At 72.1% G+C, this 23,232-nt stretch carries 21 protein-coding genes; 10 read left to right on the top strand and 11 right to left on the bottom strand.

Features of this window, described 5'->3' with window-relative positions; translation table 11 throughout:
* The first annotated feature begins 70 nt into the window (after positions 1-70).
* A complete protein-coding gene (locus ACIBVQ_RS02535; RefSeq protein WP_399175136.1) occupies positions 71-538 on the top strand; it encodes a Dps family protein in 468 nt (155 codons plus the stop codon).
* A gap of 114 nt (positions 539-652) precedes the next feature.
* On the opposite strand, the gene ACIBVQ_RS02540 is transcribed toward ACIBVQ_RS02535, so the two are convergent.
* Complete coding sequence (locus ACIBVQ_RS02540) at positions 653-1,492, bottom strand: NAD(P)H-binding protein (protein WP_399175138.1); 840 nt, start codon at positions 1,490-1,492, stop codon at positions 653-655.
* Positions 1,493-1,578: 86 nt separating this feature from the next.
* On the opposite strand from ACIBVQ_RS02540, the gene ACIBVQ_RS02545 reads away from it, so the two are divergent.
* The 7 genes from ACIBVQ_RS02545 to ACIBVQ_RS02575 all read left to right on the top strand — a co-directional run bounded on the left by ACIBVQ_RS02545 (position 1,579) and on the right by ACIBVQ_RS02575 (position 7,111).
* Positions 1,579-2,046 (top strand): MarR family winged helix-turn-helix transcriptional regulator, encoded by a 468-nt coding sequence (locus ACIBVQ_RS02545; protein ID WP_352008876.1) that lies wholly within the window; start codon positions 1,579-1,581, stop codon positions 2,044-2,046.
* A 31-nt stretch (positions 2,047-2,077) separates the two neighbouring features.
* A complete protein-coding gene (locus ACIBVQ_RS02550; protein ID WP_386190058.1) occupies positions 2,078-2,458 on the top strand; it encodes a DUF6153 family protein in 381 nt (126 codons plus the stop codon).
* Positions 2,459-2,536: 78 nt separating this feature from the next.
* Positions 2,537-3,127: a DUF305 domain-containing protein gene (locus ACIBVQ_RS02555; protein ID WP_399175140.1), complete on the top strand. Its 591-nt coding sequence runs from the start codon at positions 2,537-2,539 to the stop codon at positions 3,125-3,127.
* A 131-nt stretch (positions 3,128-3,258) separates the two neighbouring features.
* Positions 3,259-3,792, top strand: coding sequence for a hypothetical protein (locus ACIBVQ_RS02560; RefSeq protein ID WP_352008879.1), 534 nt, complete (start codon positions 3,259-3,261; stop codon positions 3,790-3,792).
* Positions 3,793-3,859: 67 nt separating this feature from the next.
* Positions 3,860-4,888 carry a hypothetical protein gene (locus ACIBVQ_RS02565; protein WP_352008880.1) on the top strand — a complete coding sequence of 343 codons (1,029 nt, stop codon included), beginning with the start codon at positions 3,860-3,862 and terminating at the stop codon, positions 4,886-4,888.
* Entirely contained in the window at positions 4,885-6,219 is a 1,335-nt protein-coding gene (locus ACIBVQ_RS02570; RefSeq protein WP_399175143.1) for a Dyp-type peroxidase, read from the top strand. Before ACIBVQ_RS02565 ends, ACIBVQ_RS02570 begins: the two co-directional genes overlap by 4 nt.
* 25 nt (positions 6,220-6,244) lie before the next feature.
* Positions 6,245-7,111 carry a bile acid:sodium symporter gene (locus ACIBVQ_RS02575; RefSeq protein WP_399175145.1) on the top strand — a complete coding sequence of 289 codons (867 nt, stop codon included), beginning with the start codon at positions 6,245-6,247 and terminating at the stop codon, positions 7,109-7,111.
* Between the two features lie 11 nt (positions 7,112-7,122).
* On the opposite strand, the gene ACIBVQ_RS02580 is transcribed toward ACIBVQ_RS02575, so the two are convergent.
* Positions 7,123-7,605 (bottom strand): Pycsar system effector family protein, encoded by a 483-nt coding sequence (locus ACIBVQ_RS02580; protein WP_352008883.1) that lies wholly within the window; start codon positions 7,603-7,605, stop codon positions 7,123-7,125.
* Between the two features lie 499 nt (positions 7,606-8,104).
* On the opposite strand from ACIBVQ_RS02580, the gene ACIBVQ_RS02585 reads away from it, so the two are divergent.
* Together ACIBVQ_RS02585 and ACIBVQ_RS02590 are read left to right on the top strand one after the other, a co-directional pair.
* Entirely contained in the window at positions 8,105-8,959 is an 855-nt protein-coding gene (locus tag ACIBVQ_RS02585) for a helix-turn-helix domain-containing protein (protein WP_399175147.1), read from the top strand.
* A gap of 18 nt (positions 8,960-8,977) precedes the next feature.
* Entirely contained in the window at positions 8,978-9,205 is a 228-nt protein-coding gene (locus ACIBVQ_RS02590; protein ID WP_352008885.1) for a DUF397 domain-containing protein, read from the top strand.
* Between the two features lie 183 nt (positions 9,206-9,388).
* Here ACIBVQ_RS02590 and ACIBVQ_RS02595 read toward each other — a convergent pair whose 3' ends face one another.
* The 9 genes from ACIBVQ_RS02595 to ACIBVQ_RS02635 are packed head-to-tail and all read right to left on the bottom strand — an operon-like array spanning position 9,389 to position 23,183.
* Positions 9,389-9,961: a GNAT family N-acetyltransferase gene (locus ACIBVQ_RS02595; protein ID WP_399175149.1), complete on the bottom strand. Its 573-nt coding sequence runs from the start codon at positions 9,959-9,961 to the stop codon at positions 9,389-9,391.
* A gap of 20 nt (positions 9,962-9,981) precedes the next feature.
* Positions 9,982-11,658 (bottom strand): hypothetical protein, encoded by a 1,677-nt coding sequence (locus ACIBVQ_RS02600; RefSeq protein WP_399175151.1) that lies wholly within the window; start codon positions 11,656-11,658, stop codon positions 9,982-9,984.
* Positions 11,659-11,661: 3 nt separating this feature from the next.
* The gene (locus ACIBVQ_RS02605) at positions 11,662-13,869 is read right to left on the bottom strand and encodes a hypothetical protein (protein WP_399175153.1); all 2,208 of its coding nucleotides are present in this window, start codon (positions 13,867-13,869) and stop codon (positions 11,662-11,664) included.
* Positions 13,870-13,873: 4 nt separating this feature from the next.
* Positions 13,874-15,076, bottom strand: coding sequence for a hypothetical protein (locus tag ACIBVQ_RS02610; protein WP_399175155.1), 1,203 nt, complete (start codon positions 15,074-15,076; stop codon positions 13,874-13,876).
* 3 nt (positions 15,077-15,079) lie between these two features.
* Complete coding sequence (locus tag ACIBVQ_RS02615; protein ID WP_399175157.1) at positions 15,080-17,380, bottom strand: hypothetical protein; 2,301 nt, start codon at positions 17,378-17,380, stop codon at positions 15,080-15,082.
* Positions 17,381-17,389: 9 nt separating this feature from the next.
* On the bottom strand, positions 17,390-18,973 hold the full coding sequence (locus ACIBVQ_RS02620) for an Hsp70 family protein (RefSeq protein ID WP_399175159.1): 1,584 nt from the start codon (positions 18,971-18,973) through the stop codon (positions 17,390-17,392).
* Complete coding sequence (locus tag ACIBVQ_RS02625; RefSeq protein WP_399175161.1) at positions 18,970-20,958, bottom strand: SPFH domain-containing protein; 1,989 nt, start codon at positions 20,956-20,958, stop codon at positions 18,970-18,972. The genes ACIBVQ_RS02620 and ACIBVQ_RS02625 overlap by 4 nt, the downstream gene beginning before the upstream one ends.
* Positions 20,955-22,835 carry a TIR domain-containing protein gene (locus ACIBVQ_RS02630; protein WP_399175163.1) on the bottom strand — a complete coding sequence of 627 codons (1,881 nt, stop codon included), beginning with the start codon at positions 22,833-22,835 and terminating at the stop codon, positions 20,955-20,957. Before ACIBVQ_RS02630 ends, ACIBVQ_RS02625 begins: the two co-directional genes overlap by 4 nt.
* A 3-nt stretch (positions 22,836-22,838) precedes the next feature.
* Entirely contained in the window at positions 22,839-23,183 is a 345-nt protein-coding gene (locus ACIBVQ_RS02635; RefSeq protein WP_352008894.1) for a CU044_2847 family protein, read from the bottom strand.
* Between the last annotated feature and the right edge of the window lie 49 nt (positions 23,184-23,232).

The following is a 23,232-nucleotide window of genomic DNA, read 5'->3' on the forward strand; positions in this document are numbered from 1 at the left end:
CCATATTGATGGGTAGGGACGTTTCCGTACAAAACGGAAACCGATCCTGCAAGCAGGGGGAGGACACCACATGTCCGCGATCACCAGTTCGCTCAAGGGCGAGGACAAGAAGGTCGTCATCACCGCGCTCCAGGGCGCGCTCGTGGATCTTCTGGAGCTGTCGCTGCTGGGCAAGCAGGCCCACTGGAACGTGATCGGCCACCATTTCCGCTCGCTGCACCTGCAGCTCGACGAGATCGTCGCCTCGGCCAGGGAGTACGCCGACACCGTCGCCGAACGGGCGGTCGCTCTCGGGGGCAACCCCGACGGGCGCGCCTCGACGCTCGCCAAGACCAGCGAGCTGCCGGAACTGGAGGCCGGTTACATCAACGACGGCAAGGTCGTCGCCGCGATGACGGACATCCTCGGATCGATCATCCGCAGGATGCGTGAGCGCGTCGAGGAGACCGAGAAGGCCGATCCGGTGACCCAGGACATCTTCATCGAGATCACCCAGAAACTGGAGGAACAGCACTGGATGATCGAGGCCCAGCGCTAGGACCTGTTCCGTGGGTCGCCGCCTGGGCGGCCGCGGTGGACGTGAGGATCCACAGAACAGGTGCCGTATCCGCTCGGGGGCGCTCCGGACCGTCGTGGCCGGGGCGCCCCCGCGTCATCGGAAGTCGGCCCGGTTCGCGCTCGCCCACTCGGCGAACTCGCGGGCGGGGTGGCCGGTGATCCGTTCGACGGTGTTGGTGACGGGCGCGGGAACGCCGACGGCCGAGGCGGTCACCTCAAGGAGCGTCCGCAGGACCGGCTCGGGCATCCGGGGGTCGCGCCGTCCGAGCGCCTGCTCCACGGTCAGCTCCTCCACCTCGACGGGCGCGCCGACGGCCTCGCCGAGGGCCGCGACGACCTCACGCAGGCGCATCGACCGGGGGCCGGTGAGCACCTGCCTCCGGCCCCGGTGCGCCTCCTCGGTGAGCAGGCGCGCGGCCACCTCGGCGACGTCGTCGATGTGGACGGGGTTGACCTGCGCGTCGGGATGGGCGATGCCGACCCGCCCGGTGGCGCGGATCTCCCCGGCCCAGTCTCGGCGGGCGTTGGTGGCCAGCCAGCTCGGATACAGCACGGTGTGCCGCAGGCCGGACTCCTCCAGCGCCCGCTCGACCGCCCGGTGGACGAGGCCGATGGGCCGGTCGTACTCCCCGGCCTCGTAGGCGGCGGGGGAGGACAGCAGCACGACGTGCCGCACTCCCGCCTCGGCGGCGATCCTCAGGAAGGCACCGGTCTCGCCTCTGGTGGGGTAGAGGAACATCGTCTCGACGCCCCGCAGGGCCTGCTCGGCGCCGCGCGGGTCGGTGACGTCCAGCTCGGCGGGCTCGGCGCCCTCGGGCAGCCGCAGTGCGGAGGTGTCCCTGGCCGAGCCGCGCACCCGGTGGCCGCCCTCGGCGAGCAGGGTGAGGAGACGGCCGCCGATGTTGCCCCGGGCGCCGGTGACGAGGATGGTCATGATCGATTCTCCCTGTACGACTACGATGGATTTGCTTTGGAAGCCAAATATCTTTGTTCGCAAAGGTAATTTGTGAGGGGTGGGGCATGTCAAGCGGAGACGAGGGGCCCGGACTGGGCGTCGACGACGCGATCCGGGCGTTGCTGCTGCTCATGCCGCGCATGGTCGGGCGGGCGAAACGGCTGCCGGTCCCCGAGCCGCTCCAGTCGCTCGCGCTGGGGCCACGGCATCTGTCGCTGCTGTCCTACCTGCTGTTCGACGGGCCGATGACGGTGAACGAGCTGGCCGCGCGCCTTGAGGTCGCGCCGACGACGGTGAGCCTGATGGTCGGTGAGCTGAGCCGCAAGGGCGTCCTGGAGCGGCGCGAGGACGACGACGACCGGCGCCGCAGGATCGTCAGCATCGCCGCGGCCGGTCGCCCGGCGATCGACGACTGGCTGGCCAGGGGGGCCGTCGCCTGGCGCAGGGCGCTCGAACCGCTCACCCCGGAACAGCGCCGGATGTTCCTCGACACCCTGGGCGCCTACCAGCGCGCCGTCGAGGAACTTTCGTGACCGGGCGGCCGGTAGTGTGACGACTGTGGCAATGGGCAACGCGGCTCGCAGACTCGCCCCGCTGGGCGGGCTGCTGCTGGTCGCCGCCGTCCTGTGCGGACTGATCGTCATGCACGGGGTGCAGCCCTCGCCCGGCCCGGCACCCACGGCGAGCGTTCTGACCATGGGGCTCGGTCACGCCTCCGGCGCCGGTGCCCCGATGCCGGACTCCTCCCACGAAGGTCACATGGGCGGCCAGGTCTGCCTGGCCTTCCTGCTCACCGGAGCGGCACTCCTGCTCCTCGCCGCCGTGACGGTTCTCGGCCGGCCGGTGCCGACGCGGGCCCGCTCGCTCGTTCGGGGGCTGCCGCGCGGGCCCACCGCCCGCCCCAGAGGGCCGACCCTCGCCCAGCTTTGTGTGATCCGGGTGTAGAAGCCGCACTCGGCGGTCCGTTCTGACCGTCGAGCGCCGACTTCTCATTCACCTTGTTGAACACGAAGGGTGTTCGTCATGAAGCGCATCGTCATTCTCGCACTCGTTCTCGCGGCGGCCGGTCTGCCGGCCACCGGCTGTGGCTCCACCGGGCGCACCACACTCGCCGTGGAATCCGCCCCGGACGCGCCGGCGGCCTCCACTCCGGCCGCCGACCACAACGGCAAGGACGTCATGTTCGCCCAGATGATGATCCCCCACCACCGCCAGGCGGTGGAGATGGCGAAGCTGGCCGAGGGCCGGGCCGCGAGCGACCAGGTCAAAGAGCTGGCCGGGAAGATCGAGGCGGCCCAGGAGCCGGAGATCCGGACGATGAGCGGCTGGCTCACCGCCTGGGGCGCGCAGGTGCCGGGTGAGCGGGGCATGCCCATGGACCACGACATGCCCGGCATGATGTCCGGCCAGGCCATGGAGGAGCTCAAGGGGCTCAAGGGCGCCGCCTTCGACAGGGCGTTCCTGACGATGATGATCCAGCACCACGAGGGCGCCGTCGCCATGGCCGGGCAGGAGCAGGCGGAAGGCGTCCACGAACCGGCCAGGCGGATGGCCGCCGACATCGTCGCAGGCCAGTCGGCGGAGATCGCCACGATGAGGCGGCTGCTGCGATAGCCCCGGGGGACCGGGCGCCCGCCGCGCAACCCGTACGGCGGGCGCCGTCCCCGGACCAGGGCATGGGATAATTCTGCAGGTCAGGCAGCTTCGCCTGCTTCCCCTCTGACCGAGTGACAGGGGGAGCGGGCATGGACATCATTCCTCGGGCGGTCGTCATCCCCAAGGAGACCGACCATCTCGAACAGGGTAAGTACGGCCCCGTCTTCCCGAGGACCCCGGCGTGCTACGGGTTCACGATCATCGCCGACGTCAAACCGGGGCGGGCCGAGGCGATCAGGGACCACGGCCACACCCTGGCCAGGGCGCTGGAGGCCGACCCGCACCTGCTGGCCCCGCTCAAACTGCACTACCTGCGCTGGGTGCTCTTCGACGACGACACGCGTTTCATGTACCAGGGGATCTTCGACACCGACTTCGACAAGTACACCGAGGACGCCGTCGCGCTGTTCACCATGTCGGGGGTGAGCACGGCCTTCGAGAACCTTGAGGGCTTCCCCGAGGACTGGCGGACCAACCCCGAGGCGTTCGTCAGGTTCGTCCGCGAGCACCACTGCCCGAGCTTCATCGAGTACGGGGAGTACCCCTACGTCACCGCCGACGAGATCAAGAAGGCGCTGCGGATCAAGAGCGCCCTGTCGGAGATGCTCGACCAGATGCAGTGAGATCCGAGCCGTGAGCCGCCAGGGCGGGCCGGGCGCCACGCGTGTCCCGCCGTACAGGGGAGACGAGATGAGCCGGTCAGCGACCGCACGCACCTACAACCAGAACCACGTGCCGCGTCCGTACACCCCCGGTGGGCGGCGGGTGAGCGTCTACGTCTCGTGGAGCTATCCGGCGGAGGCGGGCAGGAACCCGGCCGAACTGGACAACCGCTTCTCCACGATGACCGAGGTCCGGCGGACGGCCTGGCCCGCCTACGAGGATCCGAAGTGGTCCGACCCGCTGCGCTTCCAGCAGGGTGTCGCCGGATCCCTTGAGCTGTTCTTCTGGGGCTGGCTGCCGTTCCAGCGGTTCGCCGAGGAGGTCACCGGGCACCCGGTGCCGGTGTACCAGCGCGTCGACCAGGCGGGCTTCCCCACCCCGCTGGACGAGCGGGTGCTGGCCGACACCGACACCCTGCTGGTGTTCGGGCTGGACCACATGATCACCGGGCAGGAACCGGCGCCCGAGGAGGTCGAGGCCGTTCGGGCCTTCCTCGCCCGGGAGGGGACCCGCCTGGTGCTGGGGCCGCACCACGACGTCGGAGCCTCCGACGACTTGGCCGTCCGTGAGAGGGAACACCGCCACCACGGTGACCCCCTGGTGCCCCGGCAGCAGCGCTTCGCCCGGTACCTGCGCTCCCTGATGGGAGAACTCGGCATCCCGGTGGAGAACCGCTACGGCCTGCGCCCCGCGGTGAGCGGACCCAAGCAGATCGCGCCCCTGACCATCGCCCGAGACCTGGACGGCGCGGGATGGCTGGAGGGGGTGACCACCCTCAACTTCCACATGCATCTGCCGCACTACGCCGTGACGACCGACGACCCGGACGTCGTCCGTGTGCTGGGCCGGCAGCCGATCGACCTGACCCGGCCGACACATCCCTTCACCGAGGAGGGCAACACCGAGTTCGACGTGGTCCTGTGGATGCCCCCGGGCGGCGACCGGGCCGGTGACGTGCTGCTGGCCGACTCCACGGTCTTCAGCTCGCTGTTCGGCGGCGACGAGAGCCTTCGTGCCTTCTGGCGGAACATCGTCACGGACCGGAGGGGGACATGACCGGGCGGGCGGTGGCCGTACTCGAACTCGACGACATCCAGCGTGGGGTGCTCAGCCCCCGGCCGAGCCCGTACGCGGCGACCTACGTCCTGTTCCGCATCGACGACCGCGCGCACGGCCGGGAGCTGATGCGGCGCCTCAGCACGGCGGTCACCTCGGCCGCCGACACGACCAGCCCCCTGGGGGAGACCTGGGTCAGCGTCGCGCTCACCCACCACGGCCTGGCGGCGCTCGGGGTGCCGAGGGAGTCGCTGGAGACCTTCTCCTGGGAGTTCGGGCAGGGGATGGCCGCCCGCGCCCGCGCGCTGGGCGACGTCGGCGAGAGTGCCCCGGAGAACTGGGAGACCCCGCTGGGCACCTCCGAGGTCCACGTGGTGCTGGTGGCCCTCGCCCCCGACGACGCGCGGCTGGAGGCGGCCCTCGGCCGCGCCCGGCCCGCCTACCACGCCCTGCCGGGCGTCACGGCGATCTGGCGGCAGGACTGTCACGCGCTGTCCACCGAGACCGAGCCGTTCGGCTACCGCGACGGCATCAGCCACCCGGCCGTCGAGGGCAGCGGCATCGCCGGGTCCAACAGCCTGGAGACGCCGCTCAGGGCCGGGGAGTTCGTGCTCGGCTACCCCGACGAGCTGGGTGGTCTCCAGGTCCCGCAGCCCGAGGTGCTGGGGCGCAACGGCAGCTACGCGGTCTTCCGCAAGCTTCACCAGCGCGTCGCCGCGTTCCGGCGTTACCTGCGTGACAACGCGGCCGATCCGGCGGACGAGGAGTGGCTGGCGGCGAAGATCATGGGCCGCTGGCGCAGCGGCGCCCCGCTGGCGCTCAGCCCCGGCCACGACGATCCCGGTCTGGGCGCCGATCCGTCCCGTAACAACGTCTTCGGCTACGAGCGGGACGACCCGGCGGGGTTCACCACTCCCGGCGGCTGTCACATCCGCAGGGGCAATCCCCGCGACGCGGCGGTGGCGGGCGTGCCGAGGCTGCACCGGATGATCCGGCGCGGCACCGCCTACGGCCCGCCGCTGCCCGAAGGGGTGCTGGAGGACGACGGGGCCGACCGCGGGCTGATGTTCGCCTTCATCGGGGCGCATCTCGGCAGGCAGTTCGAGTTCGTCCAGTCCGAGTGGATGAACGACGGCGTCTTCTTCGGCGCGGGCGGCGCGCGCGACCCGGTCGTCGGCTCCGGTGACGGCTCCGGCGACTTCGCGATTCCCCGCAGGCCGCTGCGGCGCCGCCTGAGGGGACTGCCACGGTTCGTGGTCACACGCGGCGGTGAGTACTGCTTCATGCCCTCGCTGAGTGCCCTGCGCTGGCTGGGCGAACTCGGCGGCTGACGCACGGCGCAGGGCCGGAGGTTCCATGAACGCGCTGCAGCCACTGTTCAACGCGATCACCGTGATCTTCATCGCGGTCACCATGTTCGCCGGGGGCCTGGCGACCACGTTGTCCGCCTTGCGGGCGGTCCTCACCGACCTGCGGTTGCTCGCGCTGGCCCTGCTGGCCAACCTGGTGGCCGTCCCGTTGCTCGGCTGGGGCCTGGCGGCGCTGTTCGCCCTGCCCACCGCGGGTTTCATCGCCCTGATCCTGGTCGCGACCTCCCCGGGCGGGCCGTTCGGGGCGAAGCTGAGCGTGGTGCAGAAGGGGGATGTGAGCGCGGGTACGGCGACGCAGGTGCTGCTGGCCGCGGTGGCGAGCCTCACCTTCGGCCCGATGAGCACGGCCGTCCTCAGTGTGGCCGACGTCGGCGCCAGGATCTCCCTGGACGTCGCCGCGCTGGTGCGGACCGTGGCCGTCCTGCAACTGGTGCCGTTCGCCGTGGGGCTGGTGGTGCGTCACTGCGCGCGCTCCACGGCGCGTTCGTGGCACCCGGTCGCCGCCCTGGTGTCGAACGTGACGTTCCTGATGGTGCTGGCCGGCATGCTGCTGGGCAGCTGGCACGACGTCGTCGCGTTGCTGGGCTCGCGCACCCTGCTCGCGGGGTTCGTCCTGGCCGTGGCCGCCTTCGCCGCCGGCACCCTGCTGGCCACCGGGCCGTCCGCGCGCCGTACCACCATGGGGTGCGTCACGGCGGTGCGCAACGTGGGGCCTCCGCTGGCCGCCGTCGGGATCGCCTTCGACGACGCGCGGGCCATCCTGGGAGCGCTCGCCGCGGTGCTGATCAGCGGCCTGGTGGCGGTCCTGCCGATCGCCGCGGTGCTCGGTCACCGGCGAGGCGACCTCACCTGAGGAACCGGAGGTCAGAGCAGGCGCTCCAGGAAGACCATGACCGTCATGGTGACGATGCCGGCGACGATCAGATCGACGGACCAGCGCAGGTTGCGGTGCTTGGTGCGGGCGACCCGGGCGATCCACAGGGCGTCGGTCGCCAGGAACAGCTCGTAGTCCGAGGTCTCGGTGTTCATCCGCTCGATCAGGGCCTGTGGTGTCGGCACGTCGGCGTAGCCGAGGACCCGTAGCCCGCCGCGTCTGGGGGACAGCGGGCGGATGGTGAACAGGATCAGTGTGACCGCCACGGTCAGCAGGATCAGCGCCAGGACGACACCGAAACGCCCGATGCCGGGGAAGCGGGCCGGGCCGGTGAGGATGAGGGTGACGAGCACGCCGTAGGCGACGCCCGCCCATGACAACAGCAGGCCCGCTCTCTTCTCGCTCGCGCTGATCAGCTCGGCGCGGGCGGAGACGACGGCGGCGTCGAGCCGTTCCCTGAGGAGCGGGGACATGGATGCGTGTCCCGCGCGGCTGCCGTTCCCGGAGCGGCCACTGGATGTCACCGGTTCGTGGGTCATGCCTCCCCTTTTCTCCGCCTGGCTCCGGGGGTGCGAACGGGCGTACGCCGGGTTTCAACCACTGTAGGAGGGGGCGAAGCGGGTGATGTCAACGTCGTGGTAAAGCGTTCGTGCCGCCCAGGGAATGAAACGTGACGGCCCTGATTCGTCACGGACTCCTCGGGGCGTGTGCATGGCTTCACCGGATCGGCAGGCGGGCGGTCATTCCTGGAGCCTCGCCTCCCGGCCCGGCCGGCGCCGGGTGTGAATGACGGATGGAACGCCGTGGAGGTTCCTTTACGCTCCCATGCCAATGCTGAGCGTGACCGTTGGTGCGGTGGTAGCGTGACATTGCCTTCACAAAAGCGCAAGCTTACGAAAAAGGGCAGTTGAGAATATCCGTATTTACCTGGAATTGGTCCCATAAGGGGAAACGGTCGCAAAGGAGAGTGAGATGGCCGCGAAGAGAGGGCCGACGCTGCGGGCGCAGTGGCTCGGAAAGCACCTGAAGGAGTACCGCGACGCGGCCGGGCTGACGCTCAGGCAGGCGGGTGACCATCTCCAGCGTGACGCGGCGACCATCAGCCGCCTTGAGTCGGGCATCATCCCGGCCCGGGTGTCCGACGTCATGGCCCTGCTCAACCTGTACGAGATCGACGACGAGCGGATCCGCGACGGGCTCGAACAGCTCAGCCGTGACATCTGGCGCAAGGGCTGGTGGGACGGCTTCTCGGCCGACTCCCTCGGCGGCATGCTCGACCATGCCTGGCTGGAGGCCCGGGCCAGGGCCGTCTACTCCTACGCGGCGATGGTCGTCCCCGGCCTCCTCCAGACCCGTGACTACGCCTCGGCGATCATCACGGCGGGGGCCACGGGGGCCTCCGCCCGTCAAGTCGAGCAGTGGATCGCGTTCCGGATGGCCCGGCAGGACGTGCTCGACGGGGAGGCGCCGCCGAAGCTGATGATCGTCCTCGACGAGGGCGTGCTTCACCGGGCGGTCGGCGGCCCGAATGTGATGCGTGCTCAGCTGGAGCACCTTTTCGCGGCCGTCTCCAGGCCGAATGTGACCCTTCAGGTCCTGCCGTTCGCGATCGGGGCGCACGCCGGAGTGGACGGCGCCTTCACGGTTTTCCGCATGCCCGAGCCCTACTCCGACGTGACATACGTGGAGACCAAGGCAGGGGCCGTCTACACCGAGGCGGACGGTGCCGAAAACTTCATCCAGGCATACGATTCGCTGCTGAACGCCGCGCTTACCCCGGATGATTCCGCGACCGTTATCAAGAACGCGGTCGACCGATTCAAATGAGACGACAGGGAGAAGCAGATGATCACCCCCGAGGAACTGTCGGGTGTCGCCTGGCACATCAGCTCGAAGAGCCCCGACACCGGCGGTCAGTGTGTGGAGGCCGGACCGCTGGCGGACGGCAGCGGCCGGGTGGCGGTGCGGCACAGCCGTCGCCGCGACGCCGAGGTGATCGTCTACACCCGTGCCGAATGGCAGGCGTTCGTCGGCGGCGTCAAGGACGGTGAATTCGATTTCCCGGTCTCCTGACCGGTGCCTGACGGCGGCGCCCCTCGCCCAGGCCGGGCTCCCGGGAGACGCAGGACCCGGCCGGGCGGCACGGCGCGGGCGACGTCCCCTGCGGCCGTCACGCGCCGGGCCTCCAGCCGACCGGGTCGCGGGTGCCGTACCCGGGACGCCGCCGCGTCACCCGGATCGGTTCCGTCGCGGACGTCAAGGCCTCGTGGAACTCCTGAGCCACTCCTGCCGGGTGATCGCGTACTCGACCTCGCCGTACTCGCTGCCGGGAAGCGGCTCCTCCCACTCCAGGTGGAACGTGCGGACGTGCCGCATGCCGACCGAGGCCATCGTCGCGCGGGAGGCGGCGTTGACCGCCATCGTCTCGGCGAAGACACGGTTCAGCCCGAGATCCTCGAAGCCGTGCCGGAGCAACTCCCGTGCGCCCTCGCTGGCCAGGCCCTGACGCCAGTGACGGCGCAGGAGGCGGTAGCCGAGCTCGGCCTGCCCCTCGACCGGACCCTGGTCGGCCCGCTGCGGTGGTTCGAGGATCCACCAGCCGACGAACCGCCCGTCCACGGAACCGGCCCAGAACCCCAGGCCCGGCACCCGGTCCGCGGCGGCGAGCCGTTTCCGGTGGAAGCGCTCGACCTCCTCGCGGGTACGGGCCCGGCCTTCGAGATAACGCATGACCTCGGGGTCGGAGTCGAGCTCCACCTCGTCCTCAAGGTGCTCGTCGGCCAGCGGGACGAGAAGGATGCGGCCGGTGTGTAACGTCGTCTGGGACATGAAAGGCATTCTCCCCGACGTTACCCGGACATGAGGGCCGAGATCGCGATGGCGGCCAGGGCGCAGGGCAGGAGGATCGAGACGGCGAGGACGGCCCGCCGGGCGGCCACGTAACCGACCGGCACGAGGCCGTCCCGGCGCGGTGACACCCGCCACGGCCTGCGGGGATCGGCGGTCACCGGGCGCCCCTCGGGCAGCTCGTCCGGTACGGCCAGCGGCAGGTCGACCAGCCAGGCGACCAGCCGGGCGACGGCCACGGCGTCGGAGGGAAGGCCCGACGCCAGGTAGCGGGTCTCGCCCGCCGTGGAGGACAGCTCCCTGACCATGTTCCCCATGCCCATCGTGCGGAGCCAGCCGGACACCTCACCGTCTTCCGGGCCTGCCCCCCGGCCGACGCCCGTCCGCACCAGCAGGTCGGCCTTGCTGACGACGACCGCGACCCGCCGCTGCCCGCCCCCGCAGGGACGGGAGGCGAGCTCGTTGCGTACCCGCTGGAAGGTGTCGGCCGGGTCCTCCGAGGAGAAGGAGACCCCGGCCGCGGTGAGCATGTCGCGTTCGGCCGTGGTCAGGCCGCCCCGTACGAGTGGCAGTGCGAACGGGTCGACGACCAGGACCATCCGCTCCCCGTACGTCAGGTAGCCCATCGCCTCGACCGCGGCCGCCCCCGTGTAGTGCTCGCCGGAGGGGTCGAACAGGTACATGATCCGGTTCCCCCTGCGGGACCCGGTGGGAAGCGAGACGTCCAGCGTCATGGCCGTCGGCAGGGGAGTCGGTGTCTTGGACACCCTGCCCTGCCGCATCTCGTCCCGGTGGCGGGTGAAGGCGAGGCCGTCCTGACGGGTCACGAAGCTCGCCCGTCCGCCGTTCGCCTCGACCGCGGCGTGCAGCGCGGCGATCGCCAGCGTCATGAACGTCGTCTTACCCACGTCGGGGCCGCCGACGAACGGCAGCGGCTCGGCCCTGGCCCGTCCCGTCCTCGGCGACAGCGGCCTGCCGCACCCGGGGCAGTACCCCGCCAGCCGGTATCTGCCGAGGAGGATCGTCGTGGGGAGCCGGGCGCCGCACACGCACACGTGCCGGAACGCGCCGTCCCCGTTGGGGCGCAGCCGCCGGTGCCGTTCCCCGCAGGAGGGGCAGGCGTACTCGGGAAGCGTCAGCCGTTCGTAGCAGTCGGCGTTCTGGCAGACCTGCAGGACCCGGTGGACGGCGGTGAAGGCCAGGTCCAGGCCGCGCAGCACCAGGACGCAGGGCAGCCACACCAGCAGGACCACGCCCGCGACCAGCGCGTACGCCGCGAACGACACGGCCAGGGCGAAGGCGAGCACGACCATGCCCAGCACGACGCCCGTCTCGACGCCGAGCCACAGCGGGAACAGGAAGTACACCTGCGGCCGTTCCCGCCACCGCTGCCCGACCCAGTCCCGGACGGCCCCGGCCCTGGCGACGACGACCGGGCGGCTCGCCCTGTCCAGCGCCGCCCAGTCACGCCATATCTGCCGCAGCGCGTAGATCCGGTAGGCGGGATCCCCGCCCTGGCCGCCGGGGCGGGGAACCGTGGCGGCCGTACGGGAGAGCAGCACCCGGCAGGACCGGTGGACGTGGTACCCGGCGGCGGTGAGGACCGTGACCGCCAGCGCAGGCCCGGCACCGGCGAGGAAGGGGAACACGACGACCGCGATCACGACCCAGATCGACACGGCTCACTCCCGCTTCCACACCAGCCGGGGACGCAGGCGTTCCCACAGGGCGGTTCGCGGGCGCACCAGCTCCTCGTAGCCCCGCAGGAGGTCGGGGTCGTGGGCGAACCTGGCCCGCACGGAGCCCAGGGGCGACCCGCGCGCCCACGCGTCGAGCCGTTCTGATCCGGCCCCGCCCAGCCGCAGCCTGACCGCGACCTCCAGGAGCCTCGCCTGCTCCTCCCGCGATCTGACACGTCTCAGCCACAGGTCGACCAGCCACGCGGCGGCCCGGCGGGAGGCGGTCATGACGACCTTCGCCCGGAACTCGGGCCCTCTGGCGTCCAGGACTCCCAGCACCGCCTTCGCCACGGCCCCGCGCAGCTCGGGACCGGCGGTCTCCCTGGCGTCGAGGAGCCTTTCGAGCGGTCCGGCCAGGTCACCGGGCCGGACCGCGCCGGAGATCTCCGCGACGACGACCACCAGCTCGGCGCTCCCGGCGGGAGCGGTCGGCGTCACCAGTCTCGCCAGCCTGGCCGTCTCCTCCCGCGGCCCGCCGCTGAGGAACGCGCGCCCCGGCAGCTCCGCCAGGACCGGGGAGACCCCGGCCGAGGCGCCCAGCCGTTCCGCGAGCGCCCCGCACTCGGCAGGCGTCGGCGGCCCGGCCCAGATCTCGCGCAGCACCGTGTCACGTCCGGGTTCCGGCGCCAGCCGTACCAGCCGTTCCGTCGCGTCGATCCGGCCGAGCGCGCCGCGCCGCACCAGGCGGTTGAGGACGGCCGCTCCGGTACGCGGGGCGCGTGTCAGGTCGGCGGGCGCGAGCAGGTCGCAGACCTCGTCGGTCAGCAGCCGGGCCCGCACCTCCTCGGGCGCCGTCTCCAGCCCGGCGAGCGCGCCCTCGACAAGCCTGCCGCGCCAGCCGTACGGCATCCGCCCCGCGGCACGCCGGAGATCACCCGCCCCGGCACGGACGAGCGCGGCGGCCCGGCGTTCCAGGTCGCGCCCCGGTACGGCCAGCCCCGCCTCGACGGCGAGCAGCGCCACGGCGGCGAGACCGGTCAGGCTCTCCGCCCCGCCCAGCGCGTCCCGCACCCGGGGTTCGAGCGCCCGGCGGGTCGCCGCGCGCAGCCGTACGGCGGGCAACGGCAGCTCGGGGTCCCGCAGGGCCAGCGCCACGCACCGGGCCGCGCAGCGGTCGGCCGTGTCCGGCGGGCCGGTCGCGCTCGCGGCGGCGGCGAGCTCGTACTCCATCCGGCCGGCGGCGCCCTCCAACGCCCGCCACACCCAGGCGGGAAGACCGGCCTCCAGCAGACGTGCCGCGTCCAGCTGCTCGGCGCGGGTGACGGTGACGTCGCCGTCGCAGAAGGCCATGAGGGCCGCGGCGGCCTCGGGGTCGGTACGGCCCAGCTCGGCCATGCCGTCCAGCGCGGCCATGTCCATCCGCCGCCAGCGGTCCACGACCGTACGGGCCAGGCGGCCGGTCCCGGAGCCGGCCGCGGGCCGGGTGAGATCGACCACCTCGGCGTCCAGGTCGGAGGGGAGCCAGACGTCCGGCGTGGTCCCCACGATGATCTGCGAGGCCGCCGCCGGATCGGCGCTGTAGGTGGCGAACGACAGGCCGAGGGCGACGGCCTGCGGCAGCGAGTAGGAGATCACGGTGATCCACCGGACGATCTCCTCGACGTCCCCGGCCACCAGGACCAGCCGCCCGTGCCCCCGGGTCAGGGCCCGCACCGTCGTCTCCAGCAGGAAACCGAGCCGGGCGTAACCGCCGTCGCCCTGGCCCGCGAGCCACTCCCCGAGGGATTCGGGGTCGGCCGTGCCGCCGGGGACGATCTCGGTCAGCTCGGGCAGAGCCGTCTCCGGGGAGTCCTTCCAGAAGGGGGCCCGCCACAGCTCCACCGGTCTCAGGCCGGTCAGCTCGCCGGGGGAGACCACCAGGGCGTGCCCGAGGAAGTTGCCGTGGCGCCCCGAGTAGTCCCGGCCGAGATGGACGCAGCGGGTCAGCACCCGGTGGGAGCCGAGGAGGTCGTAGGTCAGCGCGACGGGGAAACGCGACGCCTCCCGCTCGGTCGGGGCGAGCGGGGCGCCGGGCGGCGGCCGGTAGGTCAGCAGAGGGGCGACACGCGACCGCAGGCCCTCGGGCAGCCCCGGTGTCTCCGCGACGAACTGGAACCCCGCCCGGCCCGTCGGGCCCGCCGCCACCGAGGTGTAGTGCAGCTGCCAGGCCACCGCCTCACCGCCCCGCGCACAGCATGCCGAACCGGTACAGCAGCCACAGCAGCGGATCCTCGACCCGGTAGGGGCGCACGCCTCCCGGCCCGACTCTGCCGGTCCCCAGGTCGGGCTCCCCGCCGAGGGCGGAAAGCCCGAACAGCGCGTGGCCGGTGTAGTGCTGGCCCAGATACCGGTCGATCGCGCCCGCCTGCCACCGGTCGAGCAGCGCCCGCACCTGCTCGTGCACCGCCTCCCGGTCGTCGAGGTCGAGACGGCCGGTGCGGGGCCGGGCGCGGTGCAGGGCCGACTGGCGGCCGAACTCGGGCCGCAGCGCGTCGATCTTGCTGAGCGCCACCGCCACCGGGATCCGCAGCCGCCGCGGGAACCACCCCGAGAGCCACCCCGAACGGTGCCGTTCGCGCAGCAGTTCGGTGACCCTGGCGAGCACGTCGAGGGGGTCGTCGCCGGGGTCGCCGTTCACCGGGGGGCCCGCGCCGGGAAGCCCGAGCGGGTCGAGGAGGACGACGACGCCGTCCGCCGCGCCGAGGTAGGACAGGTACAGCTCACTGCGGTCGCGGCTGCGCAGGTCCTCACCCGCCGCGTCGAACAGGACCAGCGCCAGCGAGCGCGTCCTGTCCCACCTGATCCGGAACTCCCGCCCGAACAGCCGCACCGCGCGGTCGAACGACCAGACGGTCCTGGACAGCAGATAGACCAGGGGCCCACCGGGGTCGGTCTCCGCCGAGCGGGTCGCGCCGAGCAGCCGGTTCTCCTCGTAGAGCGGGCGGGCGAAGTCACGCCGGTAGCGTTCGATGGTCCGTTCGTCGCAGCCCATGAGGGTGGTGTTCAGCTCCTCGCCGACCTGGTTGGCCAGTTCGTGCAGCAGGACGGTGAGGTAGGTGCTCTTCCCCGAGCCCTTCGCCCCCACCAGGGCGACGATCCTTCCCGGCCGCCGGCAGTACTCCGCGGGCAGCGGGCCGTGGCACCGGGGGCAGACCCGGCGGCCGGTCGGCCGGTGACAACGGGGACATTCGGCCCGGCTCCCGGGACGGGGCACCGCGAACGCGGGAGGCAGCGAGACCCCCGAGGACGAGCCGAGATGGCGGGCCAGGACCTCGTCGGGCTCGGGGTCGCAACCTCCCCTGCGCCCCGAGGCTCCGACGCACCGGAACTCGATCCGGCCGGGACGCAGCCTCGCGAAGCAGTGCGGACAGGTGACCACGGCTCACCCCACCCTCAGCCGCCGCACCGGCGGATCGACGAGTTCGGCCTCGCCCTCGGCGAAACAGCGCAGCCAGTACGGCCCCGCCCGGCCGGGCCCCGGCGCCTCCAGAGTGACCGGGACCTCCAGGTCGCTCCACTCGGCCAGGACGACGCCGTCGGCGGCGGAAACGGGCTGGACGCGGCCCCGCCGCAGCACGAGAGACAGGCGTGCCAGCCGTACGGGGCGTTCGCAGGTGAACGTGAGCACCAGGCGGCGCCGCCAGGGCGGTCCCTGCCACATCACGTCGTAGCGCACCGGCGGCCTGGCGGGCAGCCGTACGGAGGACACCGGCCCGAAGACGTGTCCCCCCTCAAGGAACAGGGCCGGGGCCACCTCGACGGTCAGCTCCTCGTCCTCGGGGACGGTCAGCCGGACGCCGCCCCGGCCGCGGTAGAGCGCGGAGGAGACGATCCGCTCCCGGCCGTTCCAGCGCACCAGCGCCTCGCTCACCTCGGACGGCCAGGCGAACCCCACGTACACGACCTCGCCCCGGCGTTCGGCGGTGAGACCGGCGACAGGCGGCAGGCTCACGTGCTCACGGTGGCCGCCGATCGTGGCCAGACCGCCCAAGACGGTCACCGCGAGCAGGACGGCGCCGACCCCGGCGGGCCGGACCGTCAGGCCGTCCCGGTGCGGGGAGGAGGGCACGGTACGACTCGCCGCGCGCAGGCCGGCCACCGGGACCGTCGTTCCCGGCGGCCAGGGCGGCTCACCCGGCAGGGCGACGATCTCCAGGACGCCGGTCGTGGGCGCCTGGCAGCGCACGAGGAACGCCCCCGGCTCCTCGGGGTCGGGTTCGAGGGCGAACGCGCGGACCGCCTCCGGGCGCAGGAGGAGTGGTTCGGCGCCCGAGGGCGCTGCGGCGGCCTCGCCCCGGCGGGCGACCACCTCGTAGCGCAGGGCGGTGTCGACGGCGGGGGCCTCGTCGAGGAGGGAACATCCGGCGACGACGGCCAGCGGGACGCCGTTCCTGCGCACCTCGTAGCCGATCTCCCCGACCCTGGACGCCGAGGGCTCCCACGAGACCAGGACGCCCTCCGCGCACGCCTCGGCCGTGACCGGCCCGGCCGGGTGCGGGGCCAGCCTCGCCTGGAGCTCCCCGGCCTCCGGCAGGCCGGGCACGCTCGCCAGCGCGTCCCGCAGCATCAGCCAGGCCCGGTCGGGGTCCGTGCCGTCCCGTACGGCCTCGTCCCTCAGGCGCACGGCCGTGTCCAGCCTGGTCTGGGCCTCGGCCACCAGGTCGCCGACCTCTCCGGCGATCGCGGCCACGTCGAGGGTCCGCGCGAGATCGACGGCGCCGACGACGTCCCCTCCGTCGATCAGCTCCTTGAGCCGGGCCGCCGTGTCACCCGGCGCGCCGCCGTAGCGGCTCTCGTGCCGGACCGCGAAGACCAGCCCGCGCGCCTCGTCGAGGGCCAGGCCGAGACGGTCGACGGCGTACCGCACGAGGGTGCCGTCGTCGGCGTGTTCGCGGGCCCGCTCCCGCACCCGGGTCACGAGGTCGTGACGCACCAGCTCAGCCGGGTCGGGTACGGCGCCCAGCGCGGTCAGCACGGTCTCGGCCTGGGTCGTCAGCGTCCCCCTCGGCTCGGCCGCCCACCTCGCCCGCACCCCTTCGAGGGCGTCACCGCCGAGCGGTGTCCCGTCCGGCAGGGAGAAGCCGCCGAGCACCCGCGTATCCCGGCAGGCGTCACCGAACACGAAACGCGCCAGATGCCGTTCGCCCAGCGTGTCGAGGGCCGCGCGGACCTCGCCGTAGCCCGCGTACGGCGGGGCCTGCGGCAGCCGGTCGGGCTCGCGCGCCTCGATCCTGAGCTCGCCGCACAGCGCGAGGGTCTCCTCCGCCCCGAGTCCGGTGTCCCGCGCGATGCGTTCCACGACGTCGGGAAGGACCAGGCGCAGGCGGCCCGCGGCGGCCCGCAGACGCTCCTCGGCGTCCGCGCGCCGCCTGGCCGCGTGCTCCGCCGTCTCCGCCAGGGCCGTGCGCAGCGGGCCGAGATCCCCCCGTTCGGCCGCGGAGAAGATCTCCCGGTATCTCCCCTGGTCGTCGGCCTCAAGCCGGTTGACGAGCCGTTTGAACTTCAGCTGCCCCCTGGCCAGCCGCCAGCTCTGCCGTACCCGCCTGACGGTCTCGGTGACCTCGGCGGCGCTCATCGTCTCGTCCACCCGGTAGCGCGCACGCGGATCGTCGGGGAGGGCGCCACCGGGGCGGCGGGCGGGTTCGAGGACCTCCTCGACGTACCGGTCGTGGTCGAAGGCCATCGGGGCCGCCTAGCCGACCCGCACCTGGGACAGCCATGTGCGGGACTCCGCGACCTTCTCCTCGGACATGCCTCCTATCTGGACCCGCAGGTCGAGCCGTTCGCCGGTCTCCCGTTCCCTGGCGGTCACGTGCAGCAGGCCCGAGGAGTCCAGGTCGAAGGCGACCTCGATCGGCCAGCCCCTCGGCTTGCCCGGCGGGATCGGCAGCTGCCCGGTGGCGATCCTGACGTTGTCGTCGAGGCGCGGCGACTCGGCGGCTCCCGCCTGCTCCACGATCTCGACGGTGACCACGGCCTGGTCGGGGACGACGGTGTAGAACTCCTCCGTCACGGACGTGGGCAGGGGGTCGTTGGCGTGCACGAGGTGGAGCACGTGCGGTGTCTCGCCGTTTCCGCCGGTCAGGACGATGCCGAAGCCTCGGGAGGCGACCGTCCTGATCGTCGTGTTCTCGATCAGCTCCCGCCGCTCCGCCGTCAGCCCGGCCTGGGCGGCGACCGCCTCGGCCCCGGCGTGGTCGCCCGAGCGCAGCAGGCGCCGGTAGGTCTCCTCGAAGGCGTACAGCGCGGCCCCCTTGGCGACCGCGAGGTCGGGGTCCTGGATCAGGACCGGGACCCCGAACGCCCGCCGCAGCGCCTCGGCGACGGCGGGCATCTTCGTGGAGCCGCCCACCAGGATGAACTGGTCGTAGTCGCGCACCCCCTTGGCCGCCGCCGTCTCCATCGTCCGCCTGGTGATCTCCACGGTGCGGTCGAGAAGGTCCCTGGTCAGCTCCTCAAGGGTCTCCCTGGTGAACTCGACCCTGGCGACCCTGCCCTCGTGGGCGACCCGCACGACGTGCCGGTTCCTTGACGAGAGGGTCCTCTTCAGGGCCTCGGCGTCGACCCGGAGCTGTTGTTCGGCCTGCGGGTCGTCCAGCGGACTGCCGACGTCGGGGTGCTCCAGGGTGAACTCCTCGACGAGGTGCTCCATCAGCCGTTCGTCCCAGTCGGTGCCGCCCAGATCGCGGTGGCCGTCGGTGCAGACCACCTTGATGCTCCCGCCCCTGAGCGTGATGACCGTGGTGTCGAAGGTGCCGCCGCCCAGGTCGTAGACGAGGATCGTGCGGTCGAGTTCCGGGTTGAGCAGACCGTAGGTGATGGCGGCGGCCACGGGCTCGGAGATGATGTCCACGACGGTGAGCCCGGCGATCTCGCCCGCCTTGCGGGTGGCGTCGCGCTCGGCCGCGCCGAAGTCGGCCGGGACGGTGATCACCACGTCGCGCACGGCCTCCCCGGTCGCGACCTGGGCGTCCTCGGCCAGTTTCCTGAGGATGAACGCCGAGATCTCCTCGGGGGTGTAGGTCCTGCCGTGTCTCCTGTGCGGGGTGCCGTGCGCCATCTCCCGCTTGATCAGGCTGACCGCCAGGCCGGGTTCCAGGACGGAGCCGTCCCTGGCGGCCGCGCCGACCACCACGTTGTCCGCCGACTCGAAGAACACCACGGACGGGACGGTGTCGGTGCCCTCCAGACTGCGCAGCACCGTGGGCCTGCCGGTCTCGTCCACCCGGGCGATGCAGGAGTAGGTGGTTCCGAGGTCGATGCCGTAGGCGGTCATCCGGCGCCCCCGCTGCTTGCGCGGAGTTCCGCGACGACGGCAAGCGGCTCGGTGAGCAGCCGGCCGGGCCTGCGGATGAGGTGGCTGAGCTGCCGGTGCCCCAGGCGGAGCACGGCGTGCTCCCCGCCGGCCGCGGCGAGCAGGACCGGCCCGACGAGCAGTACGGCCGGCGTCGTGCCCTCCAGGACCTCGACCAGCTCCGCCGCGAGGTCCGAGCCGGGGGCCTCCCGGTCCGTGGCGCGGCGCAGCTCGGCCTCCAGCTCCTCGGAGGTGGCGGCCCTGCCCGCGTCCGCCGCCCTGATCGTGACCGTCTGGAACCACGGGTCGGTGACGGGCTCGGACTCCCCGGCGACGGTCCATCCGCAGGACCGGACGAACCGGTCGAGGGCGTCCCGGACGTCGGCGTGGTCGTCCTCCCGCCCGAGACAGAGGATGACGCGCTGTTCGAGGGGCGGCTCACCGCCCATGTCGGCCAGCAACGCCGAGCGCTGGTCGGTCAGGGCCCGCTTCAACTCGGCCTCGACGCGGCCTCCCGACGGTCCCCGGGCGATCTCCGGCCGCCGTGGGCCGTTCAGCGCGGTGCTGATCACCTCCTGCGCGACCTGGAGCGGCATGTACTGCAGGATTCCCTCCGCGTTGCCGCCGACGTAGGTCGGCACGCCTATCTCCTTGAGGTGGGACATGAACCGCTCCATGGCGACGTGGTCGGCGCCGAGGAGCCGGACCTGCTCCTCAAGGATGACGGCCTCCAGCCTGCGGCGTTCCCGCTCGGTCCTGATCCGCTTCCGGTTGATCTCCTCCTCGATGTCGGCGTTCTCGTTCTCGTGCCGGAGCCGCTGCTTCCGGGTGCGCGCCTCGACGTTGGCCTTGCGCAGCTCGTGGATGGTCGTGTCCTCGGGCTCGAACTCGCCGATGGTGGTGCTGATCGCGGTGACCTGCCAGTCGCCGAGCGCCTCGCGCACCTGCCCGGCGAGTTCGAGCCGGATCGGCTCGGGACTGTCGAGGAAGTCGAGGGTCAGGCGGCCCGCCGCCGCGCGCTGGAAGTAGCTCTCGACCGTCTGGGCCAGGACCTTGTCGATGAACCGCCGCACCGGGGGGTCGTCCTGGGCGGTTTTCTGCTCGCCGACCCGGCTGACCAGCACGGGGGCGGCCCTGGCCGGGATCTGGATGGTCTGGCTCATGTCGAAGCGCACCCAGTAGCCCTCGACGTTGATCCGGATCTGGTCCAGTGAGGAGTCCAGGTTGGTCGGCCGTTTCTGCTCCGGCCTCTTCCAGTCGAGGACGAGGACCCGGGTGGGGATCTGCACGACCCTGGCGAACCAGGGGTTGATCCGGTAGTCGCCGCCGCCGAGGGTCTCCTCCTGCACCCCCCGCTGTCCCCCGCCGTCCAGGAAGACCGTGGGGAGCTGGAAGCTCGCGTGCCCCGGCACCCGGCGGCCGAGCGCCCCCTCCTCCTCTCCCGCGGGTTCGCCCTCACGGACCACCACGACCCCGGTGGTGCCCTCCGGAATGGTGATCTCCCTGAGGTCGTCGTCGGTGAGGCCGTGCCTGCCCTCCACAGGGGTGTTCACGGTGATCACTTCGAACAGCTCCGTGTTGATGGCGTAGGAGGCGCCGCCCCGCAGGACTCCGGGCTGCCTGCCCCGCGTTCCGCCGTTGCGCAGGAACGCCACGCCGTCCTGGAAGTCACGGCACTCGACGTGCGGGGCGAGGTTCCTGACGGGGGAGGGCGGGGCGCCGTCCCTGGCCACGACGACGCCGATCGTCCCGAGCGGCACCTCGGTCCGCCTGACCACCGTGACCTCGTACAGGACACCCGGCAGCACGTGGATGCGGTCCGACTGCAGGACCGCCGCCTGGACGCCCGGGGAGGTCTCCTGGACGCGGATCTCGCGGCCCTCGTCCTCCGGGTGTATCCGGCCGACCCTGCGGCGGACGATGCCGATCTCTCCCTTGGAGAGCTTGACGACGAGCCCGGACATCATCGCCGCCCTCTCATCTTCCTCAGTCGTAGATGGACCGCCATCGCCGTCTGCCTCCACTGGTCGTGCCAGCCTCGGTGGTGTTCGAGCTGCGGGTTGCGCAGCGTGGGGAAGAAACCCGCGGGGAGTGGCTCCGGCGGCACGAACTCCCCGTATCTCGGTGTCGCCTGACGGCCCCTGCGCCAGCCGAGGGCGTCGGCCAGTGCGAAGAAGTCACCGGCGTGCCCGGCGGGCGTACCCGGGGGAGGGCCGCCGTAGCGGGCCAGCTGCGCCCCGAACCCCTGCGTCCCGCCCATGGAGCGGGCCCAGACCGCGTCCACCTCCTCCAGCAGGCCGTACGGCAGGAGCTCTCCGTCGAGCCGGCGCATCCAGCCGTCCCCGAGCCGTCCGGCGGCGTCGAGGAGAAGGGTCGTCGTCCAGATGTCGGCGTGTTCGAGGCCGCCGCCGTCCAGGAGGGAGGTGAGTTTCCTTACCGAGGCCCTGCCGGTGACGTGCGGGACCGGGATCGGCGCCCTGGGCGGTGTCCTTCGAGGCGGTGCCTCCCAGGACGGTGTTCTCCGAGGCGGTTCTGCGGGTGGCGGGGGAGCCGTCCCGGTGGCCGCGTCACGGACCTCCCGCAGGACGCGCAGGTAGTCATCGCCGGGCATCGCGCCGTCGCGGGCGTCACAGTGCCGGGTGGCGCCAAGGATGTAGAGGGGTTCCCCGCGCAGGAGGATGGGGAAGAACCTGCGGTTGCGCCGCTGGCCCTCCAGGACCTCTCCGATCACCCGGCTGGATCTCTCGGCGTCGGGTGAGACGAGCACGATGACGCCCAGGGCCTGGGAGATGCGCCGCCTGGTCTCCTCGACGGAGTCGTCGCCCCACCTCACATGGGCGTCGTGCCACACGGGCACCCCCTGGAGACGCAGGTACTCGCCGAGCCGCTCCGCGTAGGCGGCGTCCTCGGCGCAGGAGGAGAGGAAGAAGGCGGGACCGGTGGCCTCCTCCCCCGGCGGGGGAGAGCTCGCGGCGGTCCTGAGCCACTCCTGCAGCCCGGCCCGGACACCGGGGCCGGTCAGCCGCGTGGACAGGGCGGTGACGATCCTGGTGAGCCGGTCGTCTCCGTGAGGTTCCGCGCGGAGTTCCTCGGCGACGAACCTGATGGCGTCCCACGGGGAGCGGAGGTCCCTCGGCCGGGGAATGCCGGGAAAGGTCCCCATGACCAGTTCCGCGAGGTCGGCGCCGGTCCCGGCGCCGTGGACGACCGCCCGCAGCCGGACCCGCGCGTCCCTGGACAGCCAGGAGAGGTCGAGGAGGTCGTCGATGTCCTCCCAGTGGCGGCGGATCGTCTCGACGGGAATCATGCGGCCGGTGCGACGGCTTTCGGCGTGTGAGGCGTCCGAGATCACGCCGAGGACCTCGCCGCTGTTTTCCTCGTATACGCCGGAACCGCTGAACCCCTCCCGGGGAAACTCCGCGTGACCCGTGGCGGCCTCGATGTGCAGCCATTCACCGATTCCGTGTGAGGAGGTCACCCGTAGCCGGAGAACCGATCCGAAAGGACCCGCGTCCCTCGGAAAACCGTGAGCGTTCAACTCGGCGGCGGTGCCGGGCCGGAGAGAGAACCTGGCCGGAGAGAGATCGACCTTTTCGGGCAGTTCGAGAACGGCGATGTCGCCGGGGTCTCCGGGACGCCGCCAGGGACCCGTGTACGAGACGCCCACGGGGATGTTCTGGAGGTCTCCCCGGCCCGTCTGCACGAAGCTGACGGTGAGGTCCGAGCAGCCCCACACGAGGTGCGCGCAGGTCAGCAGGTGCCCGGCGTCCACCAGGACGCCCGCGCCCGTGACCAGTGACCGGTCACGTTTCCCGGTGATCCGGGCCCGCCACGTGGTGAGCACGGCTCATCCGCGGTGCTCGTGGTTGTGCGTCCCCGACCACTTGACCCTGACGGTGAGGTTCCCCTCGACGGACGCCTTGGCGATGACGGCCCCCGCCTCCGTGCCCAGCTTCACGCCGAACTCGACCTCGACCTCGTCCGGGCCGATCGCGCTCTCACGGAAGGTCCTCAGGGCGGTCTCCGCCGCGCCCCTGACGTGTTTGAGGGCCTCTTCGAAGCGTTGTCTCGCGTCGTAGATGACCCGGTCACCGGTCGAGGAGACCGGGACCCAGTCCGTGACGTACTCCTCGTCCGTTTCGACGACCACCGTTCCGCCGTCGATCTCCCACCGTACGAGCTGTTTGGCCATATGTCCTCGTCTGTATCCGTCACTGGATGACCCGCCCCCGAGGAATACC

It is taken from the genome of Streptosporangium sp. NPDC049376 (assembly GCF_044466505.1).
In the GTDB taxonomy this organism is placed as follows: Bacteria; Actinomycetota; Actinomycetes; order Streptosporangiales; family Streptosporangiaceae; genus Streptosporangium.

Coding starts and splice junctions, on each gene's coding strand:
- ACIBVQ_RS02535 (WP_399175136.1), top strand. CDS start 71: ATGTCCGCGATCACCAGTTCGCTCAAGGGCGAGGACAAGAAGGTCGTC.
- ACIBVQ_RS02540 (WP_399175138.1), bottom strand. CDS start 1,492: ATGACCATCCTCGTCACCGGCGCCCGGGGCAACATCGGCGGCCGTCTC.
- ACIBVQ_RS02545 (WP_352008876.1), top strand. CDS start 1,579: ATGTCAAGCGGAGACGAGGGGCCCGGACTGGGCGTCGACGACGCGATC.
- ACIBVQ_RS02550 (WP_386190058.1), top strand. CDS start 2,078: ATGGGCAACGCGGCTCGCAGACTCGCCCCGCTGGGCGGGCTGCTGCTG.
- ACIBVQ_RS02555 (WP_399175140.1), top strand. CDS start 2,537: ATGAAGCGCATCGTCATTCTCGCACTCGTTCTCGCGGCGGCCGGTCTG.
- ACIBVQ_RS02560 (WP_352008879.1), top strand. CDS start 3,259: ATGGACATCATTCCTCGGGCGGTCGTCATCCCCAAGGAGACCGACCAT.
- ACIBVQ_RS02565 (WP_352008880.1), top strand. CDS start 3,860: ATGAGCCGGTCAGCGACCGCACGCACCTACAACCAGAACCACGTGCCG.
- ACIBVQ_RS02570 (WP_399175143.1), top strand. CDS start 4,885: ATGACCGGGCGGGCGGTGGCCGTACTCGAACTCGACGACATCCAGCGT.
- ACIBVQ_RS02575 (WP_399175145.1), top strand. CDS start 6,245: ATGAACGCGCTGCAGCCACTGTTCAACGCGATCACCGTGATCTTCATC.
- ACIBVQ_RS02580 (WP_352008883.1), bottom strand. CDS start 7,605: ATGTCCCCGCTCCTCAGGGAACGGCTCGACGCCGCCGTCGTCTCCGCC.
- ACIBVQ_RS02585 (WP_399175147.1), top strand. CDS start 8,105: ATGGCCGCGAAGAGAGGGCCGACGCTGCGGGCGCAGTGGCTCGGAAAG.
- ACIBVQ_RS02590 (WP_352008885.1), top strand. CDS start 8,978: ATGATCACCCCCGAGGAACTGTCGGGTGTCGCCTGGCACATCAGCTCG.
- ACIBVQ_RS02595 (WP_399175149.1), bottom strand. CDS start 9,961: ATGTCCCAGACGACGTTACACACCGGCCGCATCCTTCTCGTCCCGCTG.
- ACIBVQ_RS02615 (WP_399175157.1), bottom strand. CDS start 17,380: ATGGCCTTCGACCACGACCGGTACGTCGAGGAGGTCCTCGAACCCGCC.
- ACIBVQ_RS02620 (WP_399175159.1), bottom strand. CDS start 18,973: ATGACCGCCTACGGCATCGACCTCGGAACCACCTACTCCTGCATCGCC.
- ACIBVQ_RS02625 (WP_399175161.1), bottom strand. CDS start 20,958: ATGATGTCCGGGCTCGTCGTCAAGCTCTCCAAGGGAGAGATCGGCATC.
- ACIBVQ_RS02635 (WP_352008894.1), bottom strand. CDS start 23,183: ATGGCCAAACAGCTCGTACGGTGGGAGATCGACGGCGGAACGGTGGTC.